This window comes from Flavihumibacter profundi (assembly GCF_020076305.1).
GTDB classification, from domain to species: Bacteria; Bacteroidota; Bacteroidia; order Chitinophagales; family Chitinophagaceae; genus Flavihumibacter; species Flavihumibacter profundi.
Map to the genome: position 1 here is coordinate 2,212,301 of NZ_JAIQXE010000001.1, position 12,192 is coordinate 2,224,492.

The window sequence follows — 12,192 nt, forward strand, 5'->3', positions numbered from 1 at the left end:
CTGTCAATTTGGCCAAAATCGATTTGTAGCACTGAAATTGACAGCAAAAACACTTAAACGCATCATTACTAAGACAATACCCAAAACATGTTAGGTTTTATCCAGAAGTTATTCGGCGGAAGCAAATCAGAGAAAGACGTGAAGATCATTCAGCCGATTGTTGCCAAGGTTAACGAGTATTTTACTGCATACCAGTCACTTACAAACGACCAGCTGCGTGCCAAAACCCAGGAATTCAAATCACGAATCCAGCAGCACCTGCAGGAAATTAATGCTGAAATCGACCTGTTATCCAACAATGCGGAAGCACTTCCATTTAGTGATTTCACCGGAAAAGACAGCATCTACCAGGAAATCGATAAACTGAAGAAAAAACGCAACGAAGAAATAGAAGAAATACTGAAAGAAATTGCACCAGAAGCTTTTGCCGTTGTAAAAGAAACCGGTCGCCGTTTTTCACAAAACGAAGTATTGGTTTCCTCGCCTACTGAACTCGACAGGCAATTAGCGGTAAGCCGCGATTACGTTTCCATTGAAGGCAACGAGACCAGGTTCAGGAATACCTGGACAGCGGGTGGCGGAAACATCACCTGGAACATGGTACATTATGATGTTCAGCTGATTGGTGGATACGTTTTACATACCGGGAAAATTTCGGAAATGGCTACGGGTGAAGGTAAAACGCTTGTTTCCACATTACCTGCTTACCTGAATGCGCTGGCTGGCGAAGGGGTTCATATCGTAACGGTGAACGATTACCTCGCCCGCCGTGACTCGGAGTGGAATGGCCCCATCTTCGAATGGCTGGGATTAACGGTGGATTGTATTGACAAGCACCAGCCTAACAGCGAAGAGCGCCGCAAAGCCTACCAGGCCGATATAACTTATGGCACCAATAATGAATTTGGTTTTGATTACCTGCGTGATAATATGGTACACAGCCCGGATGAAATGGTACAACGCAAGCACCATTTTGCCATGGTAGATGAAGTCGATTCAGTTTTGATTGATGACGCCAGGACACCATTGATTATTTCAGGCCCGGTGCCGCGTGGCGATGAACAACAGTATCATTTAATGAAACCCCGTGTACTGCAATTGGTGGAAGCCCAGAAGCAGGTGGTGAATAAATGCCTGAACGAGGCAAGGAAGAAACTTGCTGAAGGAAATGATGACCCTAAAGATGGCGGACTGGCCTTAATGCGCGCCTACCGCGGTTTGCCAAAGACCAGCGCCCTGATCAAATTCCTCAGTGAACCAGGTATTAAAGTAAAACTACAGAAGACAGAAAACTATTACCTCGCCGACCAGTCGAAGGAAATGCCGAGGGTAGATGCTGAACTCTTCTTCTACATTGATGAAAAGAACAATTCAGTAGACCTCACCGACCGGGGTATCCAGATGATTACCAAAACCGGTGAAGACCCCGATTTCTTCGTGCTGCCCGACATTGGTGTGAAGCTGGGTGAAATTGAAAGCGGTAATGATACGCCGGAAGATAAACTGCACAAGAAGGAAGCCTTGCTGAATGAATACACATTGAAGGCCGACCGTATACATACTGTTCAGCAACTGTTGAAATCCTACACCCTGTTTGACAAGGATGTGGAATATGTAGTAATTGACGGACAGGTTAAAATTGTTGATGAGCAAACGGGCCGTATCATGGAAGGCCGCCGGTATTCAGATGGTTTGCACCAGGCTATTGAAGCGAAAGAAAATGTGAAGATCGAAGCAGCTACGCAAACCTATGCCACCATTACCCTGCAAAACTATTTCAGGATGTACCACAAGCTGGCCGGTATGACCGGAACAGCTGAAACAGAAGCAGCTGAATTGTGGGATATCTACAAACTGGATGTTGTAAACATCCCAACCAACGTACCTGCGATCCGTAAAGATGAGCAGGACCTTGTGTACAAAACCAAGCGTGAAAAATATTCTGCTGTTATTGAGGACATCGAAAAACTGAGAACTGCGGGCCGTCCTGTTCTGGTGGGCACCACTTCAGTAGAAGTAAGTGAACTGCTAAGCCGAATGCTGCAGGTGAAAAAAATACCACACAATGTATTGAACGCAAAACAGCACGCACGCGAAGCACAGGTTGTTGCAGAAGCAGGTTTGCCGGGCGCGGTAACCATCGCCACCAACATGGCTGGTCGTGGTACCGATATCAAACTCGGTCCTGGTGTAAAAGAAGCAGGCGGACTTGCCATCATTGGTACAGAAAGGCATGAAAGCAGGCGCGTGGACAGGCAGTTACGCGGTCGTGCCGGTCGCCAGGGAGATCCCGGAACATCACAATTCTATGTATCCATGGAGGACGACCTGATGCGTATGTTCGGCAGTGACCGTATTGCTTCTTTGATGGACCGTATGGGTTACAAAGAAGGCGAAGTGATACAGCACAGCATGATCACCAAGAGCATTGAAAGGGCACAGAAAAAAGTAGAAGAAAACAACTTCGGTATCCGTAAGCGGCTCCTTGAATATGATGACGTAATGAATAAGCAGCGTAATGTGGTGTATAAAAAACGCCAGCACGCATTATTCGGGGAACGCCTTGCCCTTGATCTTGATAATGCATTCTATGGTGTCGCTGAAGGTTTGATCAGCTCCTTTAAAGAGCAGGAAGACTTTGACGGCTTCAAACTTTCAGCAATTGTGAATTTTGGTATTGATACCAGCATTACTGCATCGGAATTCCGGTCATCAAATGCAAATGCCTTAGCTGAAAAATTGTATTCAGAAGCAACGACGCATTACCAGCAAAAGATGGACACCCTGAAAACGCAGGCTATTCCTGTATTTCAGAATATCAGGAATACGCAGGGACATAATATTGAAAATGTGGTTGTACCGTTTACAGATGGCAGGAAAGGGGTTAATGTGTTGAGCAGTATGCAAAAAACACTCGACAGCAATGGCCATGAACTGGTTAACGCAGTTGAGCGGACAATTACCTTAAACCTTATTGACGACGCCTGGAAAGAACACCTGCGTGCCATGGATGACCTTAAGCAAAGTGTGCAGACAGCATACCTCGAGCAAAAAGATCCATTGGTAATTTATAAGGTTGAAGCATTTGAACTGTTCCGCAAAATGGATAGCGAAGTAAATCGCGATATCGTTTCTTTCCTGTGCCATAGTGGCATCCCGATGGAACAGCAACAACCCGCAGATATTATCCGGGAAGGCCGCGAGGAAAAAACAGATATGAGCAAACTCCAGGTGAACAAAGAAGAAATTGATGCCAGGGGTGAAGATTATGCGGCAAACCAGAATGATTATTATAATCCATCCGCAGGTCCGATAGTCCAGGAGCCTATTCGTGTTGGCCCGAAAGTGGGCAGGAATGATCCTTGTCCATGCGGAAGCGGCAAAAAATACAAGAATTGCCACGGTGCCAATCTCTGACAATAAAAAAAGCGGCTTTTAAAAAAGCCGCTTTTTTTATGACTCCTTTATAGCCTTACCTTAAGGAATTTCCGGGTTAACAATCCGGCTAACACTACGACAAATAGCGCAAACAGCGCAGATTTCACAATACCGGTAAGTCCCGTGAGCAAAAAATCCGGCAGGTACAAGTGATTTAGCTGAACTACGGCATATACATAATATGGGACCAGGTAACAAAGCAGGGTTTCTGTTCCTGCGGGTTTGATTGCAGCAAACCAACCCGATTTCTTTTTAATATCCGCCAGCCAGAAAATGAACAGGAAAAGCACCAGCATAATAGCACTGCAAATAAGTACCCAGGAGGGAGTAGCCCTTATCTTAGAGATGCCCCAGACTGGTCTCGATAAAAAACCCAGGAAAGCAAGAAGAACTGCAGCCAGTCCGAAATAGATAACCAGGGTAGAAAATTTGAAATCCCGGCTATCACGTTCTTTCCAGAATACCTGTGCTGCCAGGGCCCCGCCTATTGTAAATGCCGTCATGGCCCCTTCGCCAACCGGACTGATCAAATACCTGAAAAAACCGGCATGAGGTAACCAACCTGCATGGTTAGCCGCACATAATCCTATACTAAAAAGCCATCCGGCCAGCAAAACATAAATGTTACCATTACACCAGCTAAACAGCATGGCGCATAACAGGTATGCCCATCCGATCAGTCCAAGGATCCCCCACCACCAGGTAGAAAAATGTGTAATCAGTCCTGCTTCCCCGCCCCTGTACAAAAATGCCAGGCATATTAAAAGCAATGCGCCTGTTATTTTAAGGGCGGTCACCAAAAACCTGGTCCAGCCAGTAGGGTACTGGTTCCAGATCATGATAAACCCTGTACAGGCCAGCACATTCCACCAGCCCCTGGTTATACCGGAAGCGGCTTCATTAATATATTCCCCGTTGACCAGGAATACACCCATTACCAGAAGGGCGAAGGCCCTGCCAGCAATATGCAACATAACCTGCTGCCTGCTTTCCCCTTTATGCCGGCGGTTCCTGATTGCAAAAGGAACCGACATGCCGACTATAAACAAAAAGCCGGGAAACACCGTATCGGCAAGGCCCATAGCATCGGCAGCAGCAGGAACATGTTCCAGCCAGGCGGGAATATCTTTCAAAGACCAAAGGTCATTGACAAAGATCATTAGCACCATAGTAAGGGCCCGCAAAATATCGATGGCGCTGATACGAATAGCAGGGATATTCATGCAGCTGTATTTGGACAGCTGAAGATATTGCCAAAACCCCAATAATGCTATTTTTCCCGCATCATAGGCGTGTTACCATAACGGCCTCATTAAACCTGACTTCGGTGTTAACAGACCAATTGTTCTGGTTGGTTTTACCTTTTACAGAATGGTTACTTATATCCCATTGAACAAGGAGAAATTCCCGTGGAACAGCAACTGTTTTTAGGAAATATTTTTCTGTAAAAGAATCTGCAAATAAAATAGTCTGGTTTGCCTTTTCGCGCAACACAATTTCCATCCTGTCCATGGCCGGGTTTTCGATTCGAACCTGGAAATAAAAATATTCTGCGTCGCTTCCAATGTACTTTATGGCAGGCTCTTCCAGGACCAGGCTATCACAATGTGCAACAGCAGTATAATATTGCCCCTTAGGAGAAGATGCCAGCATTGCAGACCCTGAAAACAGGACAGTGGAAGATAACAACAAACGAAGTGAAACGGCTGAGATAAATTGCTTTTTCATACAATAACATTTTTAGGTTAAGAATGCTTTTTGTATGGCGGCTCGTTAATGAACAAGCAATTGTCGGCAGGTTAATATGTATTAATACTAAAAAGAGAAACAGGTAACCTGATGTTTGTCAAACATACGCAAAAAAAGAAAACGCGGAATGTTATCTTCCGCGCTCCGCGTATTATTTTCAATTATTTAATACCGTATTTCAGCTTATAACGTTCATATAATTGTTTGTGTTTATCAGTCAGGTCAATCATTCTACCCTGTATGAATGCCAGTGTAACTATGCTGCTGCGCATATCAAGTATATCCCCTTCACTGACTATAATGTTGGCATCTTTACCGGGCTCAATTGACCCGGTGCGATCGCCGATGCCAAGTATTGTTGCAGCATTCAGTGTTATAGCCTGTAAAGCCTGTTCTTTGGTAAGTCCATAAGCTGCGGCAGTACCAGCATTGAAAGGAAGGTTCCTTCCACGGGTTTGTCCGTCTTCATCATTTATTGCAAACAACACACCGGCTTTTTGTAAAGCCGCTGCCGTTTTATAGGGCTGGTCAACATCATCGTCCTGCAAGGTGGGCAAACTATGCATCTGGTCAAGGATAACAGCGATATTGCTGGCTTTCAGCAATTGTGCAACCTGGTAACTTTCACTTCCACCAACAATTACCACATCCATTCCAAACTCCTTTGCAAAATCAACAGCCACGAGCATTTCTTTAACGATATTACAATGAACAAAGAGCTTTTGTGATTTACTGAACAATCCCTTTACCGCTTCATATTTGAGGTTTGTACTTAAATGGGTTGGCTCAACGGCATAAGCCTGCGCTTCACGAAAGAACGCTTTTAGTTTTGCAATTTCTTCCAGGCTTTTATCAATAGGGTTTTCACCGGGAGCTGAGAATGCATTCGGCCGGCTCAGTAAATCCGGCATATTCACATGAATGCCATTGTCCATTTTATATGCAGCGTCTTCATAATTCCATGCATCAAGCTGGACAACCGAAGACGATCCGCTGATCCTGCCGCCTTGGGGAACGATATTAGCCAGCAATATGCCGTTGCTCCTCAAAGTATTGATCACTTTTGAATCAGTATTGTATGCAACTATAGACCGGATGGATGGATTATAGTAGCCCATTTCAGTATGGTCGATTGTAGACCTTACACTGTTCACTTCAACTAACCCGAGAAGTGAACCTGATAATATCAGTCCGGGGTAAACCTGTTTTCCCTTAACATCAAATACTTTAACATCATCCATCGGGATAGGGAGGTCTTTTCCGATTTTCTCAATTTTTCCATTGTTCACCTGGATCGTAACATTGTCGAGCACCTGGCCATTCCCGACATGCACATTGGCATTTTTGATAAACAGCAGGCCCTTGTACTCTTTTGCCGGGTATACGTTTTCTTGCGACATGGCAGCAGAAGAAAACAGTAATGCGAAAATGATTCTATATAAACGCTTAGTCATTGTAGTTAATTTAATTGTTGCCATTTAAATCGTCGGTATCAATCACCAATAATCCGTGGCTGTGGGCATGGTCACTGCAGGTGTGCATCAATTCCATGCTGGCACGGGCTGGTTGTACCGGGGCCCCGCTTTTCTTTTCAGCCAACATTTTTTGTATGAGCCGGTTTTTTTCCGCGGCGATCTTTGAACGAAGTTCCTTGTCCCTTTCGCGGTCGAAATAAACAATCCCATCTACGATGGTTTTTTCTGCCCGGGCATAAATACTGAGGGGATCATCGCTCCATAGTACCAGGTCTGCATCCTTGCCGGCTTTAATACTTCCCACGCGGTCAGCAACATGCAACATTTTCGCCGGGTTCAGGGTAACCATTTTAAGCGCATCTTCTTCACTCATGCCACCGTATTTAATACTCTTTGCAGCCTCCTGGTTCAGCCTGCGGGCCATTTCAGCATCATCCGAATTAATTGCCACATTCAGTCCAACGCGCTGCATAATGGTTGCGTTATAAGGAATAGCGTCAACAACTTCCATTTTGTAATTCCACCAATCGCTGAAGGTGGAAGCGTTCGATCCATGGGCTTTCATTTTGTCGGCTACTTTATAGCCTTCCAGTATATGCGTGAATGTATTGAAAGTAAATCCGAACTTTTCGCCAATGCGCATGGCAGCAGTAATTTCACTTTGCACGTAAGAATGGCAGGTGATAAACCTTTTCTTATTCATGATTTCAACAAGGGCATCGAGTTCGAGGTCGCGACGGACTATACTCCACGGGTTAGCCGCAGTTGCGCCCTTCTTTCCTTTGACCTGTGCTGAAGCAGCCTTAATGGCGTTTTCATAATCACGGGCACGAGTAAATGCATCGTTCAGTACTTCTTCAACACCCATCCGTGAATCGGGGAAACGGTTATTCTGGGGGGCGTAAGATTTTTTGACATTTTCACCCAGGGCGAATTTGATAAAAGGATCCCAGTTGGCAAATTTCAGTCCCTCTGCATCAGCACCCCATCGCAATTTGATCAGTTGTGTCTGGCCACCGATTGTATTCGCGGAGCCGTGCAGGATATGTGAAGAAGTTACGCCTCCGCTCAGCTGCCGGTAAATATTAATATCATCAGGGTAAAGGTTATCGGCAATACGTACTTCGGAGGTGACTGACTGTGCACCTTCATTAATGGAAGCTGCTGCAATATGGGAGTGCTCATCAATAATACCTGCAGTCAGGTGCTTACCGGTACCATCAACCACAATGGCACCTGCTTCAGAAAGGTTTTTACCTATAGCAGCAATTTTTCCATTTTTAACGAGCACATCAGTGCCATCCAGTTTACCTTCACTTTCGTTAGTCCAGACCGTTGCATTCCGGATGAGTATTGTTTGCGGCTTTGGCATAGTTTCCCAGCCATAGCCGTTGAATGGATACGTTATTTTACCCAATTCCAATGCAGGCGTTTTTTTAACGCTATCCTCTTTCACCACTGCCGCATTTTTAAATGAAGCAGTCCATAAAAGTTTTACACCATTCGCATCCTCGCCGGTTCCCTGCCATTGGCCGCTATTATTCACACCGCTAAGCCGGATCATTTTCTGCGAGGCTTTACTCTCGGGGAAGCTTATACGAACCAGTTTGCCATTATAATTAACCGTTGCTTTCAGCGTATCCTTTCCAATAATGCTGGCGCTATTGTCCGGTTTCAGGTCGAGGGTATAGGCGTACGTTCCCTGGTCAGCGGAAACCGTCAATGCGTACTGGCCTGCAGCCGCAGACCAACCCGACTCGTTCACTGTATATTTTTCCCCCTGGATCCAATTCTGGTAAATAATTGTATTCCCCATAAAAACAGGTCCGGATGTAATGATGAAATTGGCCAGTTTGCCGGGCTCCAGGCTTCCCACCTCATTATAAACGCCAATAAGGGTGGCCGGTGTCCTGGTTAAAGCTTCCAGTGCTTTTGCTTCAGTTAATCCGTATTCTATAGCTTTCCTGAGGTTGGCAAGGAACTGCCTGGTATCCTTCAGGTCTGCAGCAGTAAGGCAAAAAGGAATCTTAGCCTTTTCAAAAAATGCGGGATTTGAAGGTGCCATTTCCCAGTGTTTCATATCAGCCAGGGAAATAAAACGTGCATCATTGGGGTCTTCAACATCCATGGCCATGGGAAAATTCAGCGGCAGTATGAAGCTTGCTTTTGAATCTGCCATTTCGGCTATGCGCTGGTATTCATTACCGCCGGCCTTTATGATATACTGGATGCCAAACTCATCGCCAATTTTATCGGCCCTCAGGTCATTCCATTTATCATTCGCTTCAAAAACCTGAGGCAGTGAAAGGTTGTCATTCCAGGCTTTCAGGCTTAGGTTAAGTCCCTCTTTACTGGCATTAGACGTATACCATGCTGCATCCAGGAATGTCTGGCGCAACAGGGCGATACTGCCCATCAAACTGGTTGGGTAGCTTTGGGGGGAAGTGCCTTTGCTAAAAGAAAAGTGAGCCGAAGCTTTTTCCTTAATCACCACTTTGTTTTCTTTTTCATTGGCGAGGGTAACAAGGGCACCTGTGCCCCTAGCAATACCATCTTTCTGGTGGGTAAGGACAGTACCAAAACCGCTTTCGCGCAGGGCTTTAGCCTTTGCATCATCTGCCACAAAAATGGAAGCAGCCGAAACATCGGACCGGATGGCCTGGTTCCAGCCAAATGCGCCTTTACGGTTGGAAACCAGTTGGGCCGGCTGGCCGTAATCATATTCCCGTGGCTGCCTGGTTTCTATAGGCATGCCATAATCGCTGTACAGGTCAATAAAGGAAGGGTAAATAAATTTGCCCTTACAGTCAACCACCATAGCTTCTTTAGGTACAACTACATTAGTACCGGCAGCAATAATCCTGCCCGCTTTAACTACCAGTGTAGCAGCTGTGAGGGTAGTTTTTTCGTTAGCAACAATTGTAGCATTGGTGAAGGCATAGGTATTTTGTTTTTCGCCCCCTATGCCGTTAACCGGGAATGTCGGTTGTGCATGGGCGAGTGTCGCCAGGGACAGCAAGGCAGTCAATAAAAGCAGCCTTTCCCCTGGTATCGACGGGAAAAAATTTCTCATGAAAGTGTGCGTTTAATGTGTGTGTGTAAGCCGAATATAACTAAATGGCATAACTTAGACTACCGAATTATATCAACGGTATTTACATATGAATATCGCCGCTAATATTGACCATACGATCCTGAAACCCACTACCACTATTGCTGAGGTGGAGAAATTATGTACTGAAGCAGTGCAGTTTGGTTTTGCGGCGGTTTGCCTGCCTCCGCCCTTTGTAAAGCGGGCAGCGACCATCCTTGCACCTACAGATGTAAAAGTGGCCACTGTAACGGGATTTCCATTCGGTTATTCAGCCACAGAAGCGAAGGTGGCCGAAACAATTTTGTCAGTAGTGGATGGCGCCCATGAAATAGATATGGTGATTAACCTTATTGCACTGAAACAAAATGACTGGAATTACCTTCAGAAGGAAGTAAGCCTGTTGCGGGAAGTTTGCCATAACAAAGGCCGGATCCTGAAAGTAATCATTGAATCAGGAATTTTGAGTGATGGGGAAATCATCAGTTGTTGCGAGAAACTGGGATCGCTGGGAATTGATTTTATGAAAACCTCAACGGGGTATGCCGAAAAAGGCGCGAGCCTTGAAGCGGTTCACCTGATGAAGCAACACCTGCCCCCGACTGTTAAAATAAAAGCATCCGGCGGGATCAGGGACTATGCCTTTGCAAAGGCATTAATCGATGCAGGCGCATCAAGACTGGGTTGCAGCAGCAGCGTCGCAATTGTAACGGGATCACCGGAACACCAGTTACAGAATTATTAAAAACTGGCGGGAAATTTGATTATTTATATACATGAGACCATTTATATTACTGTTGGTTACTGGTTTTTTGTCCCTGGCTGCCGCTGCGCAATCAGACAGTTCGGCTTTGGCGGTTCATAAAGACCCGCGCATCGACCAGCTAATACGCAAACAGGCCGAGATCAATGAGTTTACTTCCCGCGAATCGCGCAGCATGGTAGCTGGTTTTCGCATCCAGGTCATCAATACCACCGACAGGAATGCTGCCATCCAGGCAAAAACTACGGTTTACAGGCTTTATCCCGAATTGAAAGCCTACCTGATGTACCAGGCGCCATATTTCAGGCTGAGGGTAGGAAATTTCACGAACCGGAAAGATGCTGAAACCTATGAGCGCAAACTCAGCAAGGAATTCACCCAGAATATGTTCATTGTAAATGACATGGTAGAAGTTAACCCTGACAAAAGCGGTGACCAGTAAGCTGAGAGTGGTAAGCGGCTCTCCCCTATCTTTGCCCTATGTCATTATCCCAAAGTATCCGGCAATTGGCAGCCGCTTATGCAGATTATTTTATTGGTGTAAGGCGCCATTTGCATGCACATCCCGAATTAAGTTACCAGGAATTTGAAACCAGCGCGTATATCCAGCAACAGCTACGCGAAATGGGTATCCCTTTTACCATAATGGCCGGAACAGGGGTGGTTGGCATTATCGAAGGACTTGATCCTGCATCCAGGGTAATTGCGCTTAGGGCAGACATGGATGCGTTACCGATAGAGGAGGCCAATGATATTCCCTATAAGTCTACAAGGCCGGGCGTCATGCATGCCTGCGGCCATGATGTACATACCAGCTGCCTTTTAGGCGCTGCAAAAATACTGGTGGAATTAAAAGACAAGTGGACCGGTACTGTAAAACTGATCTTTCAACCCGGTGAAGAAAAGAATCCAGGCGGTGCCAGCCTGATGATCCGGGACGGTGTCCTGGAAAATCCTAGGCCATCAGCCATTTTTGGTTTGCATGTACACCCGCAACTGCCAATAGGCCAATTAAGCTTCAGGCCAGGAATGGTAATGGCCAGCGCGGATGAATTGTATATAACGATAAAGGGTAAGGGAGGGCACGCAGCTGCGCCCCATTTGACGGTGGACACCATATTGGTAGCCTCCCATTTGGTGGTGGCCCTGCAACAGGTCATCAGCAGGAACCGCGACCCGCACCAACCATCGGTGTTATCAATCACTTCATTCCAGGGTGGCCACACCACAAATGTTATTCCCAGTGAAGTAAAACTGATGGGAACTTTCCGGGCCATGAATGAGCAATGGCGTTTCAAAGCGCATGAGCTGATCAGGAAAATAACAGAAGGCATTTCCCATTCAATGGGAGCTGAAATAGACTGCCACATTGATGTTGGTTATCCGACAGTTTACAACAATGAAACCCTGCACCAGGAAGCCAATGAACTGGCAAAAACTTATATGGGGGAAGGCCATGTGGAGGAAACAGAGCTGAGAATGGGTGCGGAAGATTTTGGGTATTACTCGCAACAGATCCCGGGCTGCTTTTTCAGGCTTGGTGTAATGAATGTTGAAAAGGGCATAGTTTCAGGTGTACATACACCCACTTTTAATATTGATGAATCGGCCATAGAAACAGGTATGGGCATTATGGCATGGATGGGCGCCAAAGCGCATTCGACTGCCTGATTGCA

General features: G+C 45.9%; 8 protein-coding genes. 4 read left to right on the forward strand and 4 right to left on the reverse strand.

Annotation, left to right across the window (positions count from 1 at the left end; all coding sequences use genetic code 11):
• The first annotated feature begins 87 nt into the window (after positions 1 to 87).
• On the forward strand, positions 88 to 3,417 hold the full coding sequence (secA, locus tag LAQ65_RS09565) for a preprotein translocase subunit SecA (protein WP_224116727.1): 3,330 nt from the start codon (positions 88 to 90) through the stop codon (positions 3,415 to 3,417).
• A gap of 47 nt (positions 3,418 to 3,464) precedes the next feature.
• On the opposite strand, the gene LAQ65_RS09570 is transcribed toward secA, so the two are convergent.
• The 4 genes from LAQ65_RS09570 to LAQ65_RS09585 all read right to left on the reverse strand — a co-directional run bounded on the left by LAQ65_RS09570 (position 3,465) and on the right by LAQ65_RS09585 (position 9,735).
• Entirely contained in the window at positions 3,465 to 4,661 is a 1,197-nt protein-coding gene (locus LAQ65_RS09570) for a DUF5009 domain-containing protein (protein WP_224116728.1), read from the reverse strand.
• Positions 4,662 to 4,722: 61 nt separating this feature from the next.
• Positions 4,723 to 5,166 carry a hypothetical protein gene (locus tag LAQ65_RS09575; RefSeq protein WP_224116729.1) on the reverse strand — a complete coding sequence of 148 codons (444 nt, stop codon included), beginning with the start codon at positions 5,164 to 5,166 and terminating at the stop codon, positions 4,723 to 4,725.
• A gap of 182 nt (positions 5,167 to 5,348) precedes the next feature.
• Entirely contained in the window at positions 5,349 to 6,641 is a 1,293-nt protein-coding gene (locus LAQ65_RS09580; protein WP_224116730.1) for an amidohydrolase family protein, read from the reverse strand.
• Between the two features lie 10 nt (positions 6,642 to 6,651).
• Positions 6,652 to 9,735, reverse strand: coding sequence for an amidohydrolase family protein (locus LAQ65_RS09585; protein WP_224116731.1), 3,084 nt, complete (start codon positions 9,733 to 9,735; stop codon positions 6,652 to 6,654).
• An 88-nt stretch (positions 9,736 to 9,823) separates the two neighbouring features.
• On the opposite strand from LAQ65_RS09585, the gene deoC reads away from it, so the two are divergent.
• From deoC to LAQ65_RS09600, 3 genes are read left to right on the forward strand one after another with little or no spacing between them, the layout of a single operon-like run.
• Positions 9,824 to 10,498 (forward strand): deoxyribose-phosphate aldolase, encoded by a 675-nt coding sequence (deoC, locus tag LAQ65_RS09590; RefSeq protein ID WP_224116732.1) that lies wholly within the window; start codon positions 9,824 to 9,826, stop codon positions 10,496 to 10,498.
• Positions 10,499 to 10,529: 31 nt separating this feature from the next.
• A complete protein-coding gene (locus LAQ65_RS09595; protein ID WP_224116733.1) occupies positions 10,530 to 10,958 on the forward strand; it encodes an SPOR domain-containing protein in 429 nt (142 codons plus the stop codon).
• Positions 10,959 to 10,996: 38 nt separating this feature from the next.
• Complete coding sequence (locus tag LAQ65_RS09600; RefSeq protein ID WP_224116734.1) at positions 10,997 to 12,187, forward strand: M20 metallopeptidase family protein; 1,191 nt, start codon at positions 10,997 to 10,999, stop codon at positions 12,185 to 12,187.
• Positions 12,188 to 12,192: the final 5 nt, after the last annotated feature.